Source organism: Arthrobacter sp. BK1 (genome assembly GCF_056680055.1).
In genome coordinates this window covers 4,403,157-4,426,923 of record NZ_CM155263.1, presented here as the reverse complement: position 1 = coordinate 4,426,923, position 23,767 = coordinate 4,403,157, and the positions used below count along the sequence as shown (strand labels likewise).

General features: G+C 64.4%; 21 protein-coding genes. 17 read left to right on the top strand and 4 right to left on the bottom strand.

Annotated features, from left to right (window positions below):
* Nucleotides 1–100 precede the first annotated feature (100 nt).
* The 16 genes from AC1MCA_RS20295 (at nt 101) to AC1MCA_RS20220 (ending at nt 18,553) form a co-directional block, all read left to right on the top strand.
* Nucleotides 101–1,165, top strand: a complete 1,065-nt coding sequence (locus AC1MCA_RS20295) for a tRNA (adenine-N1)-methyltransferase (protein WP_479800145.1) — start codon at nt 101–103, stop codon at nt 1,163–1,165.
* A gap of 83 nt (nt 1,166–1,248) precedes the next feature.
* On the top strand, nt 1,249–3,000 hold the full coding sequence (gene arc, locus AC1MCA_RS20290) for a proteasome ATPase (RefSeq protein WP_108598793.1): 1,752 nt from the start codon (nt 1,249–1,251) through the stop codon (nt 2,998–3,000).
* On the top strand, nt 2,997–4,670 hold the full coding sequence (gene dop, locus AC1MCA_RS20285; protein WP_479800144.1) for a depupylase/deamidase Dop: 1,674 nt from the start codon (nt 2,997–2,999) through the stop codon (nt 4,668–4,670). Before arc ends, dop begins: the two co-directional genes overlap by 4 nt.
* 85 nt (nt 4,671–4,755) lie before the next feature.
* The gene (locus tag AC1MCA_RS20280) at nt 4,756–4,959 is read left to right on the top strand and encodes a ubiquitin-like protein Pup (RefSeq protein WP_479803482.1); all 204 of its coding nucleotides are present in this window, start codon (nt 4,756–4,758) and stop codon (nt 4,957–4,959) included.
* A 78-nt stretch (nt 4,960–5,037) separates the two neighbouring features.
* Nucleotides 5,038–5,862 carry a proteasome subunit beta gene (gene prcB / locus AC1MCA_RS20275; protein ID WP_479800143.1) on the top strand — a complete coding sequence of 275 codons (825 nt, stop codon included), beginning with the start codon at nt 5,038–5,040 and terminating at the stop codon, nt 5,860–5,862.
* Between the two features lies 1 nt (nt 5,863).
* On the top strand, nt 5,864–6,595 hold the full coding sequence (gene prcA, locus AC1MCA_RS20270; protein ID WP_479800142.1) for a proteasome subunit alpha: 732 nt from the start codon (nt 5,864–5,866) through the stop codon (nt 6,593–6,595).
* 1 nt (nt 6,596) lies between these two features.
* A complete protein-coding gene (gene pafA / locus AC1MCA_RS20265; protein ID WP_108599371.1) occupies nt 6,597–7,961 on the top strand; it encodes a Pup--protein ligase in 1,365 nt (454 codons plus the stop codon).
* 113 nt (nt 7,962–8,074) lie between these two features.
* The gene (locus AC1MCA_RS20260) at nt 8,075–9,004 is read left to right on the top strand and encodes an FKBP-type peptidyl-prolyl cis-trans isomerase (protein ID WP_479800141.1); all 930 of its coding nucleotides are present in this window, start codon (nt 8,075–8,077) and stop codon (nt 9,002–9,004) included.
* Nucleotides 9,005–9,054: 50 nt separating this feature from the next.
* Nucleotides 9,055–9,450, top strand: coding sequence for an FKBP-type peptidyl-prolyl cis-trans isomerase (locus AC1MCA_RS20255; protein WP_108599373.1), 396 nt, complete (start codon nt 9,055–9,057; stop codon nt 9,448–9,450).
* 115 nt (nt 9,451–9,565) lie between these two features.
* Nucleotides 9,566–11,548 carry a helix-turn-helix transcriptional regulator gene (locus AC1MCA_RS20250; protein WP_479800140.1) on the top strand — a complete coding sequence of 661 codons (1,983 nt, stop codon included), beginning with the start codon at nt 9,566–9,568 and terminating at the stop codon, nt 11,546–11,548.
* Nucleotides 11,549–11,558: 10 nt separating this feature from the next.
* Nucleotides 11,559–11,909 carry a hypothetical protein gene (locus tag AC1MCA_RS20245; RefSeq protein ID WP_479800139.1) on the top strand — a complete coding sequence of 117 codons (351 nt, stop codon included), beginning with the start codon at nt 11,559–11,561 and terminating at the stop codon, nt 11,907–11,909.
* 32 nt (nt 11,910–11,941) lie between these two features.
* Nucleotides 11,942–12,232 (top strand): Sec-independent protein translocase subunit TatA, encoded by a 291-nt coding sequence (tatA, locus tag AC1MCA_RS20240; protein WP_479800138.1) that lies wholly within the window; start codon nt 11,942–11,944, stop codon nt 12,230–12,232.
* A 48-nt stretch (nt 12,233–12,280) separates the two neighbouring features.
* Nucleotides 12,281–13,075 carry a twin-arginine translocase subunit TatC gene (tatC, locus tag AC1MCA_RS20235; protein ID WP_108599377.1) on the top strand — a complete coding sequence of 265 codons (795 nt, stop codon included), beginning with the start codon at nt 12,281–12,283 and terminating at the stop codon, nt 13,073–13,075.
* A gap of 24 nt (nt 13,076–13,099) precedes the next feature.
* The gene (locus tag AC1MCA_RS20230) at nt 13,100–16,000 is read left to right on the top strand and encodes a DEAD/DEAH box helicase (protein WP_479800137.1); all 2,901 of its coding nucleotides are present in this window, start codon (nt 13,100–13,102) and stop codon (nt 15,998–16,000) included.
* 46 nt (nt 16,001–16,046) lie between these two features.
* The gene (locus AC1MCA_RS20225; RefSeq protein WP_479800136.1) at nt 16,047–17,702 is read left to right on the top strand and encodes an amidohydrolase; all 1,656 of its coding nucleotides are present in this window, start codon (nt 16,047–16,049) and stop codon (nt 17,700–17,702) included.
* A gap of 116 nt (nt 17,703–17,818) precedes the next feature.
* Nucleotides 17,819–18,553, top strand: coding sequence for a polyprenol monophosphomannose synthase (locus tag AC1MCA_RS20220; RefSeq protein WP_108599170.1), 735 nt, complete (start codon nt 17,819–17,821; stop codon nt 18,551–18,553).
* 109 nt (nt 18,554–18,662) lie between these two features.
* Here the strand turns inward: AC1MCA_RS20220 and AC1MCA_RS20215 are convergent, their stop codons facing one another.
* From AC1MCA_RS20215 to AC1MCA_RS20200, 4 genes are all read right to left on the bottom strand, one after another.
* Nucleotides 18,663–19,010, bottom strand: a complete 348-nt coding sequence (locus AC1MCA_RS20215; protein WP_108599171.1) for an RNA polymerase-binding protein RbpA — start codon at nt 19,008–19,010, stop codon at nt 18,663–18,665.
* A 243-nt stretch (nt 19,011–19,253) separates the two neighbouring features.
* The gene (locus AC1MCA_RS20210; RefSeq protein ID WP_108599172.1) at nt 19,254–20,201 is read right to left on the bottom strand and encodes an SPFH domain-containing protein; all 948 of its coding nucleotides are present in this window, start codon (nt 20,199–20,201) and stop codon (nt 19,254–19,256) included.
* A gap of 36 nt (nt 20,202–20,237) precedes the next feature.
* Nucleotides 20,238–20,702, bottom strand: a complete 465-nt coding sequence (locus tag AC1MCA_RS20205; RefSeq protein WP_108599173.1) for an NfeD family protein — start codon at nt 20,700–20,702, stop codon at nt 20,238–20,240.
* Nucleotides 20,703–20,814: 112 nt separating this feature from the next.
* Nucleotides 20,815–21,696, bottom strand: coding sequence for a methyltransferase domain-containing protein (locus AC1MCA_RS20200; protein ID WP_479800135.1), 882 nt, complete (start codon nt 21,694–21,696; stop codon nt 20,815–20,817).
* A 40-nt stretch (nt 21,697–21,736) separates the two neighbouring features.
* Here AC1MCA_RS20200 and AC1MCA_RS20195 point away from each other — a divergent pair, with 40 nt between their 5' ends.
* Nucleotides 21,737–23,767, top strand: coding sequence for a S9 family peptidase (locus tag AC1MCA_RS20195; RefSeq protein WP_479800134.1), 2,031 nt, complete (start codon nt 21,737–21,739; stop codon nt 23,765–23,767).

Below are 23,767 nucleotides of genomic sequence, written 5' to 3'. Positions count from 1 at the left end.
TCGTGCATTGCTGCCGTGTGGCCGCCCCGAAGGCTGGACCGCACCGGGTGGACCTTGAAAACGAGCGGCCCCCACAGTGTTACAGGAGCGAGGAAAATTCATGAGCAGCGAAACTGCCGCCACCGAAACCGCTGAGGCGGCCCCATCAGGCGTTGCCGCCACCGGTGCCCAGCCAGTAGGAGCTGCCCGTCGCCGCGGTCCCTTCCGTGAAGGCGAACGCGTCCAGCTGACCGACGAGCGCGGCCGCATGAACACCATCAGCCTGGAGAGTGGCGGCGCCTTCCATACCCACCGCGGTTTCCTGAACCACGATGAAATCATCGGCAAGGCGGACGGCTCGGTTGTCGTTAACAACGTCGGCCAGCAGTACCAGACGCTGCGCCCGCTCCTTTCTGATTTTGTCCTTTCCATGCCCCGCGGTGCGGCTGTGGTCTACCCCAAGGACGCCGGCCAGATTGTCACCATGGCTGACATCTTCCCCGGCGCCAGGGTTGTCGAAGCCGGTGTGGGCTCAGGGGCGCTGTCCATCTCGCTGCTCCGGGCCGTTGGCGACAACGGCTACCTCCATTCCTTTGAGCGGCGCGAGGAATTCGCGGACATTGCCCGGGGTAACGTGGAGACCATTTTCGGCGGCCCGCACCCCGCCTGGAAGATTTCGCTCGGCGATTTCCAGGAGGAGGTCGTCCGCTCGGAGGCCCCCGGATCGGTGGACCGCGTGGTGCTGGACATGCTCGCTCCATGGGAGTGCCTTGATGCTGTAGCCACCGTGCTCGCGCCCGGTGGTGTCTGGATCAACTACGTCGCCACAGTCACCCAGCTTTCCCGCACAGCAGAGGCCATCCGGGCAGACGGACGCTTCACCGAACCTGACGCGTGGGAGTCCATGGTCCGCGGCTGGCACCTGGAAGGCCTCGCTGTCCGGCCGGACCACCGTATGGTTGCCCACACGGGTTTCCTACTGGTTACGCGGCGTCTGGCAGACGGCGTCACCGGCATCTCGGTCAAGCGGCGCCCCTCAAAGACGGATTTCAACGAAGACGACGTCAACGCCTGGACACCCGGCGCGGTGGGGGAACGTCTCGTCTCCGACAAGAAGCTGCGCCGTGCGGCGCGGGACGCGATCGCCGGTACCAACGTCAAAGATGAACCGGAGATCACGAACTAGTCCATATTTTGGGAGTCTCCAGCAGTACCCGCCAACTTGGGGCTAAGGTCTTAAGAAGAAGAGCAGGAAGGGGCTGATGCATCATGGAGACGCCGAATCAGGACTCCGGACGAACACCGGCGGAGCAGTCGGCCGCCAATGAACTGACCGTCGCGGACCGGCAGGTGAACATCCTCCGGGACAAGCTCAGGCACATCGACCGCCAGCTCGCAGCTGCCACGCAGAACAACACCAAGCTCGTCAGCATGCTGGAGGCCGCCAAAACCGAGATCCTGCGGCTCAAGAGCGCGCTGGAGCAGGAAGGCCAACCGCCCTACAGCTTCGGCACTGTTCTGCAGCTTAACCCAAAGCGCCCGCCGTCCGCGGGCAGCAGCGGCCAGGCCGCCACGGAGGAATCCGTGGACATCTTCAACGCCGGCCGGAAGATGCGGGTAGGGATCAGCCCGCTGGTCAACATCAACCAGCTTGCCGTCGGCCAGGAGGTCCTCCTTAACGAGGCACTCCTGGTTGTGGCGGGCCTCGGCTATGAGCGGGCCGGCGAGCTGGCAACCCTGAAGGAAATGCTCGGAACGGACCGCGCCCTGGTGGTGGGACGGGCTGATGAGGAACGGGTCATCCGGCTTTCAGGCGCCCTGCTCACCGAAAAACTCAGGGTAGGCGACGCCCTGTCCATCGACTCCCGCACCGGCTACGCCCTCGAAAAAGTACCCCGTTCCGAAGTGGAGAACCTGGTTCTCGAGGAAGTTCCGGACATCACCTACGAGGACATCGGAGGCCTCGGCCCGCAGATCGAGCAGATCCGCGACGCCGTGGAACTGCCGTTCCTCCACCCGGACCTTTACCGCGAGCACGGACTGAAGGCACCCAAGGGCATTCTCCTCTATGGCCCTCCTGGTTGCGGTAAGACCCTGATCGCCAAGGCTGTTGCAAATTCGCTCGCCGCGCGGGCGGCCGAGCGTTCGGGCAACGTGGACCTGAAGAGCTACTTCCTGAACATCAAGGGACCCGAACTGCTGGACAAGTATGTGGGTGAGACCGAGCGGCATATCCGCCTGATTTTCTCCCGCGCCCGCGAGAAGGCCTCGGACGGCAGCCCCGTGGTGGTTTTCTTCGACGAAATGGATTCGCTGTTCCGAACCCGCGGAACCGGTATCTCTTCAGACGTCGAGACCACCATCGTCCCCCAGTTGCTCAGTGAGATCGATGGCGTGGAGCGGCTGGACAATGTGATCGTCATCGGCGCGTCCAACCGCGAGGACATGATCGATCCCGCGATCCTCCGGCCGGGCCGGTTGGACGTGAAAGTGAAGATCCAGCGCCCGGACGCGGAAGCGGCGGCCGATATCTTCAACAAGTACATCACCACCGACCTGCCGTTCCACGAGTCCGATCTCGCAGAGCACGACGGCGATGTCCAGGCGACGGTGGACGCCATGGTCCAGCGGACTGTTGAAGCCATGTACTCGACGGAGAAATCCAACGAGTATCTGGAAGTCACCTACGCCAACGGCGACACGGAAATGCTGTACTTCAAGGACTTCAACTCCGGGGCAGTTGTCCAGAACGTCGTTGACCGGGCCAAGAAGTACGCCATCAAGGATCTCCTGACGCTGCATCAAAAGGGCCTGCGCATCGAGCATCTCCTCCGTGCCGTGGTTGATGAATTCCGCGAACATGAGGACATGCCCAACACCACCAACCCGGATGACTGGGCCAGGATCTCGGGCAAGAAGGGCGAACGGATCACCTACATCCGCACCATTGTGCAGGGCAAAGCGGGCCAGGAACCCGGTAAGTCCATCGAAACCATGCCCAACACCGGGCAGTACCTGTGACAGCAGCTCCGGAACCCGCCGGCGGGGGAGCACTCCCGGCCGGCGGGGCCATGCGCGTTATGGGCGCGGAAACGGAGTACGGCATCCACGCCCCGTCGGCCCCGGGAGCCAATGCCACCATGATGTCCGCCCGCGTTGTCCAGGCCTACGCACAGGTGACGCGGCAGCGGGCTGCCGGCGGCGCCGAGACGCGGTGGGACTATACGGACGAGGAACCGCTCCATGATGCCCGTGGCTGGACCCTCGAACGGGGCGCGGCCCACCCGAGCCAACTGACCGACCAACCGCCCGTGCTTGACGCCGAAGCGGTGGCACTGGCCTACGGCCGTGAGGAACTCGAGCTTGACGGCGAAGACGAGTCCGGCAGCCTGCTGATGAACATGGTCCTCGGCAACGGCGCCCGCCTGTATGTGGATCACGCCCACCCGGAGTACTCAAGCCCCGAAGTGACCAATCCCCGTGACGCGGTGGTGTGGGACGCCGCCGGCGACCTCGTAGCCCTGTCGGCGGTGCGGCGCCTCGGCGCAGATCCGGAGCTGCCACCGGTCAACCTGTACAAAAACAACACAGACAACAAATCTGTGTCCTATGGTTCCCACGAGAACTACCTGATGCCACGGTCAGTCCCTTTCGGAGACATCGTCAGGGGGCTGACCCCTTTCTTCGTAACGCGCCAGATCATGTGCGGCGCCGGGCGCGTGGGCCTTGGCCAGGACAGTTCAACCCCGGGCTACCAGATCAGCCAGCGGGCTGACTTCTTCGAGGCTGAGGTGGGGCTGGAAACCACTATCCGCCGGCCCATCATCAACACCCGCGACGAACCGCACGCCACCGCGGACAAGTACCGCCGCCTGCATGTCATCATCGGGGACGCCAACCTCAGCCAGACCTCCAACTATCTCAAGTTCGGCACCACCGCGATGGTCCTGAGCCTGATCGAAGCCGGACTGGCACCCAAAGTGGAGGTCCACGAGCCCGTCGCCGCATTGCAGGCGATCAGCCACGACACCACGCTGACGGCGACGCTGAGGCTGCTGGACGGCCGGCGGGTCACCGCCCTGGACCTGCAGTGGATGTACCACGAAGCGGCGGCAAAGCTGGCGCAGGACACCGGTGTTGGTGATGCCGTGGACGGGGACGCCCACACGCATGACGTGCTGGACCGCTGGGCCGCCACCCTGACCCAGCTCGACTCGGACCGAAAGTCAGCGGCGACCTCCGTGGAGTGGCTGGCGAAACTCTCCCTCCTGGAGGGGTACCGCGACCGGGACAACCTCGCCTGGGACGACGCCAGGCTGGGCCTGGTGGACCTTCAATGGGCGGACATCCGGCCGGAGAAGGGCCTGTACTACAGGTTCCTGGCCCGGAACCGGATGCAGCGGATCGTGGACGACTCCAGCATCGCCACCGCGGTGACCGAACCGCCGTCGGACACCCGCGCCTTCTTCCGCGGACGCTGCATCAGCACCTTCGGCAAAGATGTAGTAGGGGCAAGCTGGGATTCGGTCATTTTTGATGTCCCTGGCTACGGGCGTCTGCAGCGCGTCCCCACCCGGGAACCCCTGCGGGGGACCCGGGCGCTGACGGGAGGGCTGTTCGCCCGCCACCGGACAGCGGGGCCGTTCCTCGCAGAATTGCTCGGGCAAAATACCGCTCCGCCTCGGGCGTAAACGCCGCCGGCGGGCGTATAGCGTGGCAATATGGGCGTATCGGCAGATCCGCCCGGATCCGATGATTGCAGAGGGAGAGATCACCATGGCAGGCCAGGAGCAACAGAAGCCACAATCACAGAACAGCCAGGTCGACGAGGACATCGCAGAGGCCCCTCCGGCGGCCCCCGAAGCCCGCGCCTCCGCCGCGACCGAAGGCGTCGACGACCTCCTTGACGAGATCGACGGCGTCCTTGAATCCAACGCCGAGGAGTTTGTCCGGGCCTTCGTCCAAAAGGGCGGTCAGTAAACCGGTTCCGGGTGCAGCCAGCCGCACCCGGACGGAATCTGTACCGACGTTGAAGGACCACGTTCAAGGAGTGCATCAGTGCAGGAATCAACCGCCAACCAGGTAGCCGGCAACGCGACGTCGTCCTTTACCGAGCACCTGCAACGTGATCGGCCGGACCTGCTTCCGTATAACCGAGCACTGCCGCTCCCGTCAGCGGCGGCGGCTGCGCCGCTGCAGGTGCCGCATGCCACCACCATCGTGGCGATGGGCTACGCCGGCGGCGTTCTGATGGCCGGCGACCGGCGGGCCACGATGGGCAATGTTATTGCCAGCCGCCACATCGAAAAGGTCTTCCCGGCGGACAGGTATTCCGTTCTGGGCATAGCGGGCACGGCAGGTATTGCCATCGACCTGACGCGGCTGTTCCAGGTGGAGCTGGAGCACTACGAAAAAATCGAGGGCACACTCCTTAGCCTTGACGGTAAAGCCAACCGTCTGGGAGCGATGATCCGCGGGAACCTTCCGATGGCTTTGCAGGGACTCGCGGTGGTTCCCCTTTTTGCCGGCTTCGACACCACCGCCGGGGTGGGACGCCTCTTCTCGTACGACGTCACCGGCGGCAGGTACGAGGAACGCGAGCACCACACGGTGGGCTCCGGCTCGGTCTTTGCCCGGGGTGCCCTGAAAAAGCTGTGGCGGCCGAACATGACGGAGGCGGAAGCAGTTTCGGTCGCGGTGGAATCGCTCTACGACGCCGCCGACGACGACTCCGCCACCGGCGGGCCGGACCCGGTCCGTCAGCTGTGGCCCGTGGTGTACACGGTGAACCGGAGTGGCGCACGGCGCGTCCCTGAAGCTGAGCTCGCGACAGTTGCCGGCCGCATCATCGAAGCCCGGTCTGCCGAGCGGCGGGAGGCCTGAGATGACGCAGCAGTTCTATGTTTCCCCCGAACAACTGATGAAGGACCGTGCGGACTTCGCACGGAAGGGCATCGCCCGCGGCAGGTCTGTGGTGGTCATCAGTTGCGAGGAGGGGATTGCCCTGGTGGCCGAAAACCCCTCGCCTTCCCTGCATAAGATCGGCGAGATCTACGACAAAATCGCCTTTGCGGCCGTCGGCAAATACAACGAATTCGAGAGCCTCCGCCAGGCCGGCGTCCGGTACGCGGATGTTCGCGGCTACTCCTACGACCGCGAGGACGTCACCGCGCGGGGACTCGCCAGTGTCTACGCTCAGAGCCTCGGGGCGGTCTTCACCGCCGAACAAAAACCGTTTGAAGTTGAGCTGGCGGTTGCCGAAGTGGGCCTGACTCCGGAACTGGACCACCTCTACAGGTTGACCTTTGACGGCTCAATCGCCGACGAACACGGCTTCATTGTGATGGGTGGCCAGGCGGAACGGGTCTCGGCTTCCATTGCCGGCGGCTGGCGGTCGTCGCTGCGGTTTGCCGGGGCAGTCCGGCTGGCCATTGGCGCCCTGACCACCGACGCCCTGACCACCGACGCCGATCAGGACGCCGCGGGTACCCCGCCCGCCAAAGCTGTTGAGGTAGCGGTCCTGGACCGGCAGTCGGAGACCTCCCGGGGTTCCCGGCGCGCCTTCCGACGACTGAACGACGCCGACATCACGGCGTTGCTGGCTGAGGAGGACTGAGATGGACAAGCGCATCTTTGGCATCGAAACCGAATTCGGGATCTCGTACTCGAGTCCCGATTCACGCCCGCTGGCGCCTGAGGAAGTGGCCCGCTACCTGTTCCGCAAGGTAGTGAGCTGGGGCCGTTCGTCCAACGTCTTCCTGACCAACGGTTCACGACTGTACCTCGACGTCGGCTCGCACCCGGAGTACGCCACCGCGGAATGTGACGACCTTGCCCAGCTCATCGCCCACGACCGTGCCGGGGAACTGATCCTTGACGACCTCGTGGACGAAGCACAGGCGAGGCTGGCCGCTGAGGGCTTCAACGGCACGGTCTACCTGTTCAAGAACAACACTGATTCGGCCGGCAACTCCTACGGCAGCCATGAAAACTACCTGATCCCGCGCCGGGGCGAATTCTCCCGCCTCGCCGAGATCCTGATTCCTTTCCTGGTGACGCGCCAGCTCATCGCGGGCGCCGGCAAGATCCTGAAGACGCCCCATGGCGCCACCTACGCCTTCTCGCAGCGGGCGGACCACATTTGGGAGGGCGTCTCCTCAGCCACCACACGGTCCCGTCCCATCATCAACACCCGGGACGAGCCACACGCCGACGCCGAGTTCTTCCGGCGCCTCCACGTCATTGTGGGCGACTCCAACATGTCCGAGACCACTGCACTGCTCAAGGCAGGCACTGTGGACCTCATCCTGCGAATGATTGAAGCCGGAGTGATCATGCGCGACATGCGGATGGAGAACCCGATCCGCAGTATCCGCGAAATCTCCCACGACCTCAGTGGACGGGCCCTGGTGCGCCTGGCCAACGGCCGGCAGCTGACGGCACTGGAGATCCAGCAGGAGTACCTGACCAAGGTGACGGCCTTTGTCCAGGAACACGGCGCCCACAACCCGCATGTCCCGCTCATCCTTGATCTCTGGGAACGGACGCTGAAGGCCATTGAAAGCGGCGACACCAAAACCATCGACACCGAAATCGACTGGGCCATCAAGAAAAAGCTGATGGATAACTACCGCGAGCGGCACGGCCTGGGGCTGGATGCGCCCAGGATTGCGCAGCTGGACCTGACCTACCATGACATTTCGCGGACCCGCGGGCTTTACTACCTGTTGCAGGCACGCGGTGCCGTCCGGCGGGTGGTGGATGACACCGTGGTCAAGGACGCCGTGGACGCGCCGCCGCAAACCACGCGGGCCAAGTTGAGGGGGGACTTCGTCCGGCGGGCCCAGGAACTGGGACGGGACTACACCGTTGACTGGGTGCATTTGAAGCTGAATGACCGGGCGCACCAGACCATCCTGTGCAAGGATCCGTTCCGGAGCGTCGACGACCGGGTGGATGCCCTGTTGGACTCTATGGGCTGACGTTCAGGTTCAGGGGCTATCCTTGACAGGGCCGTTCTTTGGCCCCGAAGCGGCGCCGAGGCACCCTGTGTCCCGGCATTGCGTCCACCCTGCCCCGACGAAAGTTCTCTTACGTGCGCCGAATCCTAGCAATCCTTATCCCCGGTCTGCTGCTGCTCACCGCCTGCAGCGGTACTCCCGCAGCACCGGAACCCACCAGCCAGGCTGCAGGTGATACTGCCAAGTTCGACTCCCTGAAACTGACGGACAACGGGGACAAAACGGCTCCCGGCGTTGAGTTCACCAAGCCGCTTGAGGTAACGGAGCCCACCGTCAAGGTGGTCACCGAAGGTAGTGGCGACCTGGTGAAGGCCAACCAGGTCGCCAACATTTCCATCCTCGCCCTCAGCGGGGCCGACGGCTCGACGCTGGAGGACACCTTCGCCGGCGAACCCGAACCGCTGGAGCTCAACGAGGAACTGCAGACCGGCAGCCCGGTCATCTACAACGCATTTGTGGGTTCCAAAGTCGGTTCCAACCTGGCCCTCGCCATTCCCGGCCAGGCTGCCGCTGAGGGAGCCGAAGCCCAGCCCACGCAGCTCCTGCTCATCAAAATAGTCTCGGCCGAGGACGTCACTCCCGCCCTCGAGAAGCCCGAAGGCGACACCGTGACACCGCCGGCCGGTTTGCCGACGGTCACCGAGAACGGCGAGGGCGTTCCCGAGATCAACGTTGAAGGGGCAGCTGCTCCGACGGCCCTTGTGTCCCAGGACCTCATCAAGGGCAAGGGCGCGGAAGTCAAGGAAACTGACACCCTGACCGTGAACTACGTAGGCGTCACCCTGGTGGGCGGCACCAAGTTCGATTCAAGCTTCGACCGCGGTGAAGCGGCCAGCTTCCCGCTGACCGGAGTCATCAAGGGCTGGACCCAGGGTCTGGCGGGCAAGACCGTAGGATCACGCGTCCTGCTGGTCATCCCCAAGGACCTTGCGTACGGCGACGAGGGCCAGGGCGAAGCCAAGGGTGACCTTGTCTTCGTTGTGGACATCCTCGGCGCCAAGTAATCTTTCCAACGGTTACCTTGCTTTAGCAACCTCACATCAAAGGAGCAACAATGTCATTTGGTCAGCGCGACTTCGACCGCCAGAAGCCGGAAATTGACTTCCCGGAAGGCGACGTCCCCACCGAACTGGTTATCACCGACCTCATCGAAGGCGACGGTGCGGAGGCCAAGAAGGGTGACACCGTGTCCACCCACTACGTCGGCGTGGCCTGGTCCACCGGCGAAGAGTTCGACGCATCCTGGGGCCGGGGCGCTCCGTTGGACTTCCGCGTAGGAGTGGGCCAGGTCATCCAGGGCTGGGACCAGGGGCTTCTCGGCATGAAGGTGGGCGGCCGGCGCCGGCTGGAGATTCCCTCTGAGCTCGCCTACGGCTCCCGCGGGGCCGGTGGAGCCATCGGCCCCAACGAAGCGCTGATCTTCGTGGTGGACCTCGTCGGCGTCCGCTGACATAGGTTCCCTGCCTGGGTAAAGGCATTCGAAGGCGCGGTAACAATCAGGAGCTGTTTTCCTGTTGTTGCCGCGCTTTCTGCTTTCCGCAGCGGATTTTAGTAACGTAGCCAGAGTGTCCGCATCCCGTACTGAACGTCTGCTCAACCTGCTGATCGCCCTCCTGAACACCACATACGGCCTGCGCCGTTCGGAGCTGCGGGAGAAGGTCTACCACGATACTTCCGGCAGCGACACCGCCTTCGGCAGGATGTTCGAGCGGGACAAAAACGATCTCCGGCAGTTCGGCTTCGACATCGAAGCCATCACGGACACGGGGTGGGAGGATGACGCTGCCACCACGCGCTACCGGATCGGCAAGGAGTCCAACCGGCTGCCTGATGTGCAGTTCAGCCCGGGGGAGTGGGCGGTCCTGCTTCTGGCGTCCCAGCTCTGGGAACGCGCCGCACTGGGGACTGCCGCGGCGGACGCCCTCCGCAAGCTGCAGGCCTCCAGTACCCTCGCCGACGTCCAGCTTCCCGTTGGCGTGCAGCCCCGGATCCGGCCGGCGGGCCAGTCTTTTGACGATCTCGTAGGCGCCATGCACTCCCAGCATCCTGTCCGATTCGATTACCTGGCCGGCAGCACCGGTCAGGAGGAACAGCGGACGGTGGAGCCGTGGGGACTGGGCAGCCGGTTTGGGCACTGGTACCTGACAGGGTATGACCGTTCACGCCGCGCTGCACGCCACTTCCGGCTCTCCCGGTTCACCAGCCCTGTAACGGTGCTAAACAAGGAAAGCTATGCACCGCCAACGGCCTTCAATATCCGTGAGGCCCTGGACCAGCTTCCTGAACTGCCGCTCCGGACGGCCGTCGTCGACGTCCACGAGGGCCGCCTCCTGGCACTGCGCCGGCGCGCCGGCATCGCATCCGAAGCAGTCCAAGGCACACCCGACGCCGGCTTCGAACGGCTGGTCCTCAGCTTCAGGGACAGCGACGCACTGGCAGAGGAACTTGCCTCCTATGGTCCCGACGCCGTGGCGATCGAACCTCGAGAACTTGTCGCTGCCGTCCGCCAGAGGCTTCGCAGCGCCGCAGCCTTCTGCGCCGCACCGGTTCCTTCCTACCGGTTCTCCGACCCGATGCGAACCCCGACCGTCCGCAAACGCACCTCAGAGGACCAGCTCAAGCGCATGTTGCAGCTGGTACCTTTCCTGGTACATAACCAGGGTTTGCACATCCGGGAGGTTGCCGCAAGGTTCGGCATCACACCCGAAGAGCTCGAAGGCGACCTGCGGATCCTCATCTGCTCCGGACTGCCCGGGGGATACCCTGACGACCTGCTGGACATCCACTGGGAGGAAGGCCACGTCTACATCACGGAGGACCTGGACCTCAAGAAGCCTGTGCGCTTCACCGTCGAGGAAGCGTGCGCGCTCCTGACCGGGCTGGAGACACTCAACGGGCTTCCGGGCCTTGCGGAGGGAGGTGCTCTGGAGTCGGTGACGCTCAAGCTGATGGCAGCCGCCGGGGAACAGGGGCTGCGCGCCGGATCGCTCTCCGGTCCCGCAGTGGGACCCGCCGATTCAGCTGTCCTTGAGACGGTCCGGGATGCGGTCCGGACCACATCCCAGCTTCGCCTGGTCTACCTTTCCGCCCAGCGCGACCAGGTGTCCGAGCGCGATGTTGACCCGCTGCGCCTGTACTCGCTGGATAACACGTGGTACTTCGAGGCTTACTGCCATTCGGCCCAGGGGCTCAGAAATTTCCGGCTGGACCGGGTCCAGGAAGTCCGTCCCAACGGACAACCGGCTTCCAGCCACATGCGGCCGGAGGAAGGGTTCCCGGCCAAGCTGTTCACACCGAACGACGACGACACCACCGTCCTGGTGCAGCTCACCAGGCAGGGTGCCGGCCTGGCGGATGACTACTACGCCGAGCGGGTGGCCCCACTGCCGGACGGCGGTCTCGTAGCTGAAATCAGGTTCGGCAGCACAGCGTGGCTCCCGATGCTTGTGGCCCAACATGGTGGGGCTGCCCGGATTCTGGAACCCTCCGACCTCGCCCAAACGGCGCGGAACTGGATCGAAGCGGCCCTAACACGGTACGGCGGCTAGACTTTTCAGCATGCCTTGGTGGTCCTGGATCCTGATCTGGATAGCGCTCGTCGCGCTATCCCTCCTTTTCTATGTCCTGTTGGGTATCCGGCTGTACCGCCAGTTCATGGCCACAGTGAAGGATCTGGGCGCCGCCGGAGAAAAAATCGGTCATCTGGCACCGCTTGCCGCCGCCCCCGAGCAGTTGCGGCCTTCTGCATCCCTTCCGCCGGGAGAGGCGATTTTTGCTACCCCGGCCCGGATGCGACATGATTACCACGCATCCAAGTCATCCCGCCGGGAGGACCGCCGCCTGAGGCGGGTACAGCGCAAGAAGGACCGTGGCCAGCCGCAGTCACTTCGCGATCTGGATTTCAGTTAGACGTAGGATGTTGTAAGAGGAAAGGATTTCCCGTGGGAAGACTCTTTGATGGCCCTTGGCCAATTGTCATTATTATCGTCGTTGCGTTGCTGCTGTTTGCCGCGCCCAAGCTCCCCGCCATGGCCCGCAGCCTTGGCCAGTCCATGCGGATCATCAAATCCGAGGTCAAGGAGATGAAGAACGACGGCAAGAATGAATCCACCCCCGACGCTTCGGGTCCTGTGGAGGGCAAGGTTGTAAACCACCCGCAGGCAAAGCCTGCACCTACCCAGCCCGGTGAGCCGACTGACGGCACCGACGTACCGCCGTCGAACCGCGCTTAACGCAAAGTGGCACTGACGCGGGGCCGCAAGTCCAACCCTGAGGGGCGGATGGCTCTTTGGGACCACCTCAAGGAACTCAAGAACCGGCTGATCAAATCGGCGATTGCTGTGCTGCTTGCCGCCGTGGGCGGCTGGTTCCTCTACGATCCGGTGGTGGCCAGCCTCTCGGAACCACTGGTCACCATCGCGCGCGAAACCGGGCGCACGGCGGTGCTGAACTTTGCCACCATCGCGGATCCCTTCGCGTTCAAGATCCAGATCGCCATCCAGATCGGCCTGGTGATTTCCAGCCCGGTATGGATTTACCAGGTCTGGGCGTTCATCACCCCGGGGCTGACCCGGAAGGAACGCGGCTACACCCTCGGCTTTATGGCGGCAGCCGTGCCCTTGTTCCTGGCCGGGGTTTTTGTTGCCTGGCTGGTATTCCCGACCGTGGTGCGGGCGCTTCTCCAGTTCACGCCCGCCACCGGCGCCAACAACATCTCGGCCACTGACTACCTCACGTTCACCTCGCAGATGCTCCTCATCCTGGGAATCTCCTTCCTGGTCCCGGTGATTCTGGTGGGCATCAACATGGCGGGTGTGGTCAGGGGCAAGACGATCCTCAAAGCCTGGCGGATCATCGTCTTCCTGGTTTTTGTCCTCGCCGCCCTGGCCGCGCCGGGCACCGATGCCCTGTCCATGTTCCTGCTGGCTGCACCGCTCCTGGTCCTGTTTTTCGCTGCGATCGGCCTGTGTATTTTCAACGACAAACGGCGTGATGCCCGGCTCGCGAAACGCGCCGCCGAGACTGACGCCACAGCCGACACTGCGACTCCGGGCAGCGAACTGAAAAACCTGTAGCGCCGGGCGCACTAGGCTTGAGGTATGTCTATTTCCGAGCCGCTCTCGCCCTCTGAAAGTTACCGGGCCAGCGCGGAGCGCACAGCCGAGGCAGGCACCTATCTGGGCGGTTTTGTCCGCACCCTGGATTTTGAACTCGACGATTTCCAGCGTCTCGCCTGCAGGTCACTGCAGGAGGGCAGGGGAGTGCTGGTTGCGGCCCCCACCGGTGCAGGAAAAACCATCGTGGGTGAGTTTGCCATCTACCTCGCACTGGAACGCCACCTCAAGGCCTTCTACACCACGCCCATCAAAGCGCTCAGCAACCAGAAGTTCACCGAACTCGCCGAGAAATACGGCGCGGAGAACGTAGGCCTGCTGACGGGTGACACCAGCATCAACGGTGACGCCCCCGTGGTTGTCATGACCACTGAAGTCCTCCGGAACATGCTCTACGCCGATTCGGACACACTGGATGACCTTGGCTTTGTGGTCATGGACGAAGTGCACTACCTCGCGGACCGGTTCCGGGGCGCTGTCTGGGAGGAGGTCATCATTCACCTTCCCAGTGAAGTCCAGGTGGCATCGCTCAGCGCTACCGTGTCCAATGCAGAAGAGTTTGGCGCGTGGCTGGACACCGTGCGCGGGGACACCGACATCATTGTGTCCGAGCACCGCCCGGTACCTTTGTGGCAGCACGTTATGGTGGGCCGGCAGATTGTGGACCTGTTTGCCGGCGAAACCACATTCGACGAAATTGCACCACCGGCGGACGCGGAGACCGGCGTTCCCGTGACGGCGCCGGTACGGCTGGACCCGGCGAAGGATGGTACCCCACGGCCCGGGTTCGAAGTGAACCCGGATCTGCTGGCGATGGCACGAAGCGAAAGCCAACAGAATTTCAGCGGGCGCTTCGGGCACGGCGGCCGCAGCCAGCGCCGCCAGCACCGCCAGCGGGGAGACGACCGCCAGGCTGCTCCGCAGGGCGCCGTCCGGAAGGCCAGCCGCCCGCAAGTGATTGCCAGCCTGGACCGCCAGGACCTGCTGCCTGCCATCACCTTCATCTTCTCCCGGGCGGGCTGCGACGCAGCTGTGGCGCAGTGTGTCTCCTCCGGACTGTGGCTGACCACCGAGAAGGAACAGCGCATCATCGCCCAGCGCGTTGATGAGGCCGGGCAGGACATCCCGTCCGATGACCTGGACGTCCTTGGCTTCTGGACCTGGCGGGACGGCCTGCTGCGGGGCTTCGCAGCCCATCACGCGGGAATGCTCCCGACGTTCAAGGAAGTGGTTGAAAAGCTCTTCGTCGAAGGACTGGTCAAGGCTGTTTTCGCCACCGAGACCCTCGCACTGGGGGTCAACATGCCCGCGCGTTCAGTGGTGCTCGAGAAGCTGGACAAATTCAACGGCGAAGCCCATGTGGATATCACGGCGGGGGAGTACACCCAACTGACGGGCCGTGCCGGCCGCCGTGGCATCGACGTCGAAGGCCATGCCGTTGTGCTGTGGCAGCCCGGGACCGATCCCGCAGCTGTTGCAGGCCTCGCCTCGAGGCGGACCTACCCGCTGAATTCCAGCTTCCGGCCAACCTACAACATGAGTATTAACCTCCTGGCGCAGTTCGGCCGTGCACGCGCCCGCGAGATCCTCGAATCGTCCTTTGCACAGTTCCAGGCCGACCGCTCGGTAGTAGGCCTCGCCAAGCAGGTGCGCAGCCGCGAGGAATCCCTGGCCGGTTACGCCAAGTCCATGACCTGCCATCTGGGGGATTTCACCGAGTATGCACGGCTGCGGCGCGAACTGTCCGACGCCGAGAACATCACCACGCGCAGCACCTCGAGGGCACGGAAGTCTTTGAACGAGGACTCACTGGCCCGCCTCATGCCCGGCGATGTGGTGGACGTTCCGGGCGGGCGTGCCCCCGGGCCGGCCATCGTGCTGAGCTCGGACCACAACGGCCGGGAGCCACGGCCTGCCGTGCTGACGCTGGACAACCAGCTCCGGAGAATCGGCACGGAGGACCTGGAAGGCCCTATCGCGCCGCTGACCCGGATAAGGATTCCGAAGTCGTTCAACGCCAAAGTGCCCAAGTCCCGCAGGGATCTGGCATCCTCTGCGCGGAACGCACTGACGGAGCACCGGCCCCCGGCCCCCGGCCGCAGTACCGATTTTGGCCTGGGTGCAGTCCTGCCCAACCAGGAAAAACGGATCACCGAACTTCGCCGTGCCCTTCGCGCCCACCCGTGCCACGGCTGCAGTGAGCGCGAAGACCATGCCCGGTGGTCTGAGCGCTGGTGGAAGCTGCGCCGTGAGACGGACGCACTGGTGCGCCAGATCCAGGGCCGGACCAACACCATAGCCAAGACCTTCGATCGTGTCTGCGACGTCCTTTCGGCCTACGGATACCTGGAGACGGGTGCTGACGGCCGGCAGGCGATCAGCCCCGACGGCCAGCGGCTGCGCCGGATCTATGGTGAGAAGGATCTGCTGATTTCGCAGTCACTGCGGCTGGGCGCCTTCGATGACCTTGACGCCGTCGAAGTCGCCACCCTGGCCACCGTCCTGGTGTACCAGGCCAAACGCGAGGACCGTGGCCTGCGCCCGCGCATGCCGAGTGTCTCGCTTGAAACGTCGGTGGACGTGGTGATCCGGGAGTGGTCAGCACTGGAGGACGTGGAAGAACAGAACAAACTTCCCCTGACAGGCGAACCTGAACTGGGCCTGATATGGCCGATGTACAAGTGGGCCAGGGGCCGGCACCTCCAGGACGTGCTCAGCGGCACCGACCTCGCGGCAGGCGACTTTGTCCGCTGGGTCAAACAAGTCATCGACCTCCTCGACCAGCTCGCCAAAATCCCCGGACTGGACCCGCGCCTGGCCAGATTGTGCGCTGAAGCCATATCGCTCATCCGCCGCGGCGTCGTGGCGTACTCCTCAGTCCTCTGAATCACCGGCAGCCCGCTGCCCACCCTAGCCCCAGGAGCTTGCCTGCATGACCAACGACCACTCAACCGTGCCCGTCCCATCTGAGCGGAAGGTAGTCCTGTACCGCAACGGCTCGGTGTATACGGCCGCGGACCCGTTTGCCACCGCCATGCTGGTGGACGGCGACACCATTGCCTGGGTCGGCTCCGAACAGGCGGCCACCTCGATTGCCGACAGCTCCATGGAGGTCATCGATCTGAAGGGCGCCCTCGTGGCCCCGGGTTTCGTGGACTCCCATGTCCACCTCACGGAATCCGGCATTGCGCTGGGATCCCTGCAGCTGGGCGGGGTCCGCTCAGCCAGGCAGCTGCTCGACGCCGTCGCATCCTTCAAAGGCGAGGGGCCGGTACTGGGTCACGGGTGGGATGAGTCCACGTGGACTGACCCAGCCATGCCGGCAGCCGATGAGCTTGAGCGCGCTGCAGGGGGCAGGCCGGTATTCCTGTCCCGGGTGGACTCACACTCTGCCCTGGTCTCCTCCTCGCTGGCCGCAGCGGCCGGGCTGTCCGGCCTTGACGGCGTCACATCCGGATCGCAGGTCACGAAGGATGCCCACGTGGCAGCCCGCCAGGAGGCACGCCGGCTCCCGGAGGGCACCCTGAGGGAATATCAGCAACGCGCCCTCGCAGAGGCCGCCGGAAATGGCTACGTTGCTGTGGTGGAGATGGCTGCGCCGCATATCGGCGGCGTCGGCGACCTCCGTGTTGCCGCTACCTGGAACACTGACGGCCGGACCGCAGTGCCCGAGATCCTGCCGTACTGGGGCGAACTGGCCACCTCCGAAGAACATGCCCGGACGCTGCTGGACGGGCTCGGCGTCCAGGTGCGCGGTCTTGCCGGCGACCTGAACATCGACGGCTCCCTCGGCTCCCGGACTGCGGCATTGCGATCGGACTACAGCGACGCGTCGGGGGAACGCGGGAGCCTGTACCTCTCTGCGGAGCAGGCCGCCGCGCACCTGGCAGCGTGCTCGCTGTTGGGGATCCAGGGTGGCTTCCACGTCATAGGCGACGCCGGCCTTGACGCAGCGCTGAAGGCGCTCGAACTGGCTTCGGCGGAAGTAGGGGAGCAGCGGATCCGGGCAGCGGGCCACCGCTTCGAGCACGTCGAAGTTGCCGATGATGACGCCATTGGGCAACTCGCCCGGTATTCCGTCACCGTCAGCGCGCAGCCAGGATTCGACGCTGCTTGGGGGATGGGCGGCGGGATGTACGAACAGCGCCTGGGCGGCAGGAGCCGTTCAATGAACGCATTTGCCTCGTTCTACTCTGCCGGCGTTCCCATCTGCTTCGGCAGTGACAGCCCGGTGACCCCGCTGCGGCCGTGGTCAAGTGTCCGGGCCTGCCTGGAACACCACACCCATGACCAACGGATCTCCGCGCGGGCCGCATTCCTGGGCCACACACGGGCAGGCTGGCGTGCGGCCAGGTACCACAATCCGATGGCCGGCCAGCTGGTCCCGGGCGCACCGGCGAGTTTCGCGGTCTGGGACGTTGAGGAGCTCATGGTCCAGGTTGCGGACGGACGCGTGCAGTCCTGGAGCACGGATCCCCGTGCGCGCACGCCGCTGCTGCCGGCGCTCGACACGGGCGCTGATCCGGTCTGCCTGCAGACCGTGAGGGACGGCGCGGAACTCTTTTCGAATCCGGCCCTGCGTTCCTGAAGCGACAAACAGGCCCTTTCAAACCGATCGCCCTATAATGGATAGTTGCGCCTGCCAGCCAGCTATCCAGCTGCGGACCAGTCGCTCCGACCGCTCCCGTCCAGGAAAGGCCCTCTGTGCGCATCCTCACCATCATTCCGACCTATAACGAGTTGGAATCGCTGCCGAAAACCCTTCAACGCCTGCGGGCAGCCGTGCCCGCTTCGGACGTGCTGGTGGTGGACGACAACAGCCCTGATGGCACCGGACAGCTGGCGGACGGCTTTGCCGCCGAGGACTCACAGGTCCATGTCCTGCACCGCAAGGGCAAAGAAGGCCTCGGGGCTGCCTACATCGCCGGGTTCAAATGGGGTCTCGATGCCGGCTACGACGTCCTGGTGGAAATGGACGCCGACGGCTCACACCAGCCCGAGCAGCTCCCTCAGCTGATCGAAGCCGTTGAGCAGGGTGCCGACCTTGCCATGGGCTCACGCTGGGTTCCCGGTGGCAGCGTAGTCAACTGGCCGCTCTACCGCCAGGCGATCTCGCGCGTTGGAAGCACCTACGCGAGGCTTATGCTGGGACTGAAGATCAAGGATGTCACGGGCGGCTACCGGGCTTTCCGTCGCACCACGCTGGAGAAGCTTAACTTGGACCAGGTCGACTCAGTCGGCTACGGGTTCCAGGTGGACCTGGCGTGGCGGGTGGCAAAGATGGGCCTCCGGATTGAGGAGCGTCCCATCACGTTCGTCGAGCGGGAGCTTGGCGCATCCAAGATGAGCGGCAACATCGTTGTTGAGGCCATGATCAACGTCACCAAGTGGGGCCTGCTGGCACGCTGGAACAAGCTGACCGGAAAAAGCTCAAGCTAAACGGCACTGATGCAAAAAGAGCCGGCCCGGCAACGTGATCACGTTGCCGGGCCGGCTCTTTCAATTCGTCAGACCGCCGCAATGGGCAGTGCTGTGCCAGCCGATGCGGTCAGGCAGTGCGCCGTTCGCCGCGGCGTTCGCGCAGGATGGTCAGCCGGTCCTCGAGGATCTGCTCCAGCTCCGGGAGTGAGCGCCGCTCCAGGAGCATGTCCCAGTGGGTACGGATAGCCTTTTCGTTGCTGGTATCAGGGCGTTCCCCGTCAACGAGAAGCGCTTCCTTGCCGGTCTTGGAAACCCACACAGGAGGAATCTCTGCCTCTGAGGAGAAGGTCACAAAAACCTGCTCGCCGTCCTCGCACCGGTATTCGACACGCTGACGCGGAGCCGGCTCAACGCCGGACTCGGTCTCCATGCTCTGCGCGCCAAGGCGCATACCCCGCAGGCTGCGATCGCTCATGTTTTCTCCCTCTGGTCGGTTCGCGGAGCAGGGCCCCGCGCAAGCCGTCGCGACATTACCGCTCCGGACTTCTGTGTTCACTGTGCTGCATCATAAGTTTCAACGCATTGCGCAGCTTTCTTGTTCCAGTGGAATCCAATCCGACCGGACAAATATTCAATTATACACCGCGCCTTAGGTACCATTGCGCCCGCCAGGCCGTGCGGTCACAACCCCATGAATTCACGCAGCCGGCAATAACGGTCAGGAGCCGGGCTGCTTCGCAGGTTCCTCATCGAAGAGGCCGCCGCCGGAGCGCGGGTCGGGATTGGTGCCGCCGAGGGCGTTGCCAATGCCTTTCAAGGCTTCGCCGACCTCGCTGGGGATGATCCACAGCTTGTTGGAGGAGCCCTCTGCCAGCTTGGGCAGCGTCTGCAGGTACTGGTAGGCAAGAAGCTTCTGGTCAGGGTTTCCCTTGTGGATTGCATCGAAGACCTTTTGGATGGCCTGCGCTTCACCGTCTGCCCGGAGGATGGCTGCCTTGGCGTCACCTTCGGCCGCCAGAATGGATGCCTGCCGCTGGCCTTCGGCGGTGAGGATGGCGGACTGCTTGGTGCCCTCCGCGGTGAGGATGGCAGCACGGCGGTCGCGTTCGGCCCGCATCTGCTTCTCCATCGAATCCTGGATGGAGTGGGGAGGGTCGATCGCTTTGAGCTCGACACGGGAGACCCTGATGCCCCAGCGGCCGGTCGCCTCGTCGAGGACGCCGCGCAACTGGCCGTTGATCTGGTCCCGCGAGGTGAGCGCCTCCTCAAGGTTCAGGCCGCCGACGACGTTACGCAGGGTGGTGGTGGTGAGCTGCTCCACGGCCTGGATGTAGTTGGCGATTTCGTAGGTGGCCGCCCGCGGATCGGTGACCTGGAAGTAGACCACCGTATCGATGGACACCACCAGGTTGTCTTCTGTGATCACCGGCTGCGGGGGGAAGGACACCACCTGTTCCCTGAGGTCAAGCAGGGGCAGGAGCCTGTCCACGAACGGGATCAGGATGGTGAGACCCGGGTTGAGGGTCCGCTGATACTTTCCGAGACGTTCCACAACGCCCGCCCGCGCCTGCGGGATGATCCGCACCGAGCGGACCAACACAATAATGACAAACACGATCAGGACCACCAGCACAATGGCCAAGGCGGCACCGCCTGCGTTATCCATACATCTCCTTTTCCCCAGTTGTCAGTGAAGCTGTATCTAGGACGGGTTGGCTCGCTCCGGCGGGGCGGACACCACGGCCGTGGCCCCGTCGATTGCCGAAACGACGGCTTTCTGGCCCGCAGGCAGGACCGCGCCGGCGGACCGGGCGCTCCAGACGTCGCCGCCGATCTTGACCAGGCCGCCCGTGGAGCTGACAGCTTCCATCACCAGGGCCTGCTCGCCGATGAGCCGGTCAACGTTGGTGCGCTGCTCAGAGGGTCCTTTTTTCAGGTGGTTGAGGGCAACCGGGCGGACAAACGCGATCATCAGCAGGGATACCACGCAGAAGACGACGATCTGAAGCCACAGGTCGGCGCCGGCAAAATCGGCAACCACCGCTGCAAGCGTGCCGCCGCCGAGCATAATGAAGAAGAGGTCAAGGGTGATCATCTCGATCACTGCGAAAGCGAGGAAAGCGGTGAGCCACAGGGCCCACCAATTTTCGCCGAGCCATTCAAACATTCCGTCCCCTTCGACCGCGGCCGACTTTCCGGTAAGTGTGCTTCAATCCTAGTCCGCTGGAAAGCGGGGCGGCAGGTCGCCCGGGAGAGGGTCCGGGAACGTGGCCAAGTCGTTACGTTGCGTCCGTTGCGAGCCGGAACACGGTGATCCTGAACATCGCGTCCACCGCTGTCGCGTCGTCCCCGGTACCGAGGTTGGAGGCCAGTGCGGCGCGTTCCAGGTGATGCCCGGCAGGACCCATGAATGCCAGGTCGGCTATCTCCCCGGGCGTCAGCATCATCCGGATATCCATATCCCGGGCTGAGTCGGCGACGAAATGGGCGGCCAGTGACTCGGCGAGCCTGGTGTCCTTATCGTCCCCTATCGCCAGCATTCCCGTCCGCGCGGCTACGGCGGCCAGGTGCCCGGCACGGGGCGTCACCACCACCAGCCTGCCGCCAGGACGGAGGACCCGCGCGAACTCCGCTGCGTTGCGGGGCGCAAAAATGACCATCACCGCGTCGACGGCGGCGTCAGCCACGGGCAGGGGCTGCCACACATCGCAGGCGAGGCAGAGCGCCTCCGGATTGAGCCGGGCGGCGCGGCGAAGCGCGAACTTCGAGATGTCAAGCGCGACGGCGGTGCAGCTGTCAGTCGCCCGCCGTACCTCATCGAGCACTGCCCGGAGGTACTGCCCCGTCCCTGTTCCGGAGTCGAGGACGGTAAATTTCCCCCGAGGGGGAACCAAGCGGGCGATGGTACCTGCGACGGCTTCCGCCAAGGGACGGTAGTGCCCGGCCTCAAGGAAATTGAACCGGGCCGCCACCATGTCCGGGGTGTCAGCTTCGAAAACTGTGCCCTTTCCGACCAGCAGGTTGTAGTACCCCTGACGCGCTGCGTCGAAGCTGTGCCCGGACCCGCACACCAGGGCCCCGCGACCCGCGCCCGGGTTATCGGAACCATTAAGGGGGCCCCCGCAGACAGGACAGCGCAGCAGGGGAGGGGTGGACGGCATAGGCACCATCCTATGGGGCAGGCACGTTAGGCTCACGTGGGTGAAGCCTGAACATCTCCCCCTGCTGAATTCCGTCTCCGCCCCGGCAGTTCATCCTGATGGCAGCCGGGCCGTGGTCTCGGTGACCCGCCCGGACTTTGTTGCTGACTCCGCTGTGGGCCAACTATGGAATGTTCCGCTGGACCCGGAGCAACTGCCACGACGGATCAGCAGGGGTTTTCGGGACACTGCCCCGGCCTTCTCGCCCGACGGCCTGGTGCTGGCCTTCCTCCGGACGGACGCCCGGTCCTCGAAGGCCCAACTCTGCGTCGTGGAAGCCGCTGGAGGCGAGCCGCAGGTCATCACGGACAGGCTCCTGGGCGTGGAGGATTTCTCCTGGTCACCGGATTCCCACCGGATAGTGTTCTGCTCCCGTGAGCCTGATCCGGGACGCTATGGCAGCAGCGGCGAAGTAGCCCCGGAGGCAGAGGAGCCGCGGTTCATAGATTCCTTTCAGTACCGCCTGAACGGTGTGGGATATACCCGGGATAAACCGCGCCGGCTGTTCATGGTGGACGTCCCCGAACTCGGAGCCGAGCCTCCGGTCCGGCCCCCGGGCAGCCACAGGAAGCACTCCGGAGAGGGGCAGCGCGCATCAGTGCCGGCCGTCCGCTTACTGACGTCCTTCGCGGCCGACCTGAGCGGCGGGACAATCAGTGCGGATGGATCCTGGGTCTATTTCATTGCCGACGAGCCAGCGAACGATCTAGATCTGTCCACCCGCATTTATAAGGTCCCCGTCACGGGAGGAGAGCCACTCGCCGTAGAACCGCCGGACTCGCCTGCCCGCAAGGTGCTGGCTGTCCGGCAATCACGGGATGGCAACTGGCTGTTCTACGTTGCCCAGGATCTGGGCGCATCGGGCAGGGATTTCGTGGCACGGAATTCCGTACTGTATTGCCTCCAGGTTGGCGGAGGGACGCCGGCGCCGCTCAGCGACCCTGACATCATGGATGTCTCCGCTCCGGGAAGCCGGATAGAACTCCGGGGCCCGGACCGCGCCCTGGTGCTCAATAACGCGCAGGGCACCGTGGAGCTGCTCGAGTTGGGCGCCACCGGCGGGCACGCCCTCCTGGTGCACGGGGACAAGGTGGTATCCGGTGCGGCCTGGGCAGGCGGTTCGCTTGTTGCCGCGTTCAGCGATCCGTCGACAACCGGGGATCTCGCAGTGCTCGACGACGGTCAGCTGCGGCTGCTGACCGACTTTTCGGCAGGCCTGCGGACCCAGGCTGACCTGGTGGTTCCGGTGGAGCTGACCTTTGACGCGCCGGACGGCTATCCCGTCCATGGATGGCTGGTCCGTCCGCCCGGCAAAGGCCCGCACCCGGTCCTGCTGAACATCCATGGGGGTCCGTTTGCACAGTTCACCGTGGGGCTCTTCGACGAAGCCCAGATCTACGCCGCGGCCGGCTACGCCGTCCTGATGTGCAATCCGCGGGGCTCCGCAGGTTATGGCAGGGCCCACGGACTGGCCATCAAAGGCCGGTTCGGCACCGACGACCGGCAGGACATCCTCGCCTTCCTCGACGGCGCCCTGGCAAAATTCCCGGCACTGGATGCCGGCAGGCTGGGAATCATGGGCGGCTCGTACGGCGGGTACCTCACCGCATGGACCATTGCGCATGACCACCGGTTCGCAGCGGCCATTGTGGAGCGAGGATTCCTGGATCCGGTCAGCTTTGAAGGAACAGCCGATATTGGCTGGTATTTCGGGCACGAATATCTTGGTGAGTCGGCCGCCGGTGTTGCTGCCCAGAGCCCCCTCCACCATGTAGACCGGGTACGGACCCCCACCCTGGTGATCCACAGCGAAGACGATCTCCGGTGCCCGCTGGAACAGGGTCAGCGCTACTACACGGCCCTGAAACGGCGCGGCGTCGAGACCGCTCTCCTGGTTTTTCCCGGTGAAGACCATGAACTCTCGCGCTCAGGTACGCCTAACCACCGCCGCCAACGCTTTGAGCACATCCTGGACTGGTGGGCAAGGTTCCTCCCCACAGCAGCCAATCCGGCGGGAGAAGTCCAGGGCTGA

Bases quoted from the DNA above. Each gene is read 5' to 3' on its own strand.
- arc (WP_108598793.1), top strand. From the start codon at position 1,249: ATGGAGACGCCGAATCAGGACTCCGGACGAACACCGGCGGAGCAGTCG.
- AC1MCA_RS20225 (WP_479800136.1), top strand. From the start codon at position 16,047: ATGACCAACGACCACTCAACCGTGCCCGTCCCATCTGAGCGGAAGGTA.
- AC1MCA_RS20210 (WP_108599172.1), bottom strand. From the start codon at position 20,201: ATGGATAACGCAGGCGGTGCCGCCTTGGCCATTGTGCTGGTGGTCCTG.
- AC1MCA_RS20245 (WP_479800139.1), top strand. From the start codon at position 11,559: ATGCCTTGGTGGTCCTGGATCCTGATCTGGATAGCGCTCGTCGCGCTA.
- AC1MCA_RS20205 (WP_108599173.1), bottom strand. From the start codon at position 20,702: ATGTTTGAATGGCTCGGCGAAAATTGGTGGGCCCTGTGGCTCACCGCT.
- AC1MCA_RS20280 (WP_479803482.1), top strand. From the start codon at position 4,756: ATGGCAGGCCAGGAGCAACAGAAGCCACAATCACAGAACAGCCAGGTC.
- pafA (WP_108599371.1), top strand. From the start codon at position 6,597: ATGGACAAGCGCATCTTTGGCATCGAAACCGAATTCGGGATCTCGTAC.
- AC1MCA_RS20255 (WP_108599373.1), top strand. From the start codon at position 9,055: ATGTCATTTGGTCAGCGCGACTTCGACCGCCAGAAGCCGGAAATTGAC.
- AC1MCA_RS20200 (WP_479800135.1), bottom strand. From the start codon at position 21,696: ATGCCGTCCACCCCTCCCCTGCTGCGCTGTCCTGTCTGCGGGGGCCCC.
- AC1MCA_RS20295 (WP_479800145.1), top strand. From the start codon at position 101: ATGAGCAGCGAAACTGCCGCCACCGAAACCGCTGAGGCGGCCCCATCA.
- tatC (WP_108599377.1), top strand. From the start codon at position 12,281: ATGGCTCTTTGGGACCACCTCAAGGAACTCAAGAACCGGCTGATCAAA.
- AC1MCA_RS20215 (WP_108599171.1), bottom strand. From the start codon at position 19,010: ATGAGCGATCGCAGCCTGCGGGGTATGCGCCTTGGCGCGCAGAGCATG.
- AC1MCA_RS20230 (WP_479800137.1), top strand. From the start codon at position 13,100: ATGTCTATTTCCGAGCCGCTCTCGCCCTCTGAAAGTTACCGGGCCAGC.
- prcA (WP_479800142.1), top strand. From the start codon at position 5,864: ATGACGCAGCAGTTCTATGTTTCCCCCGAACAACTGATGAAGGACCGT.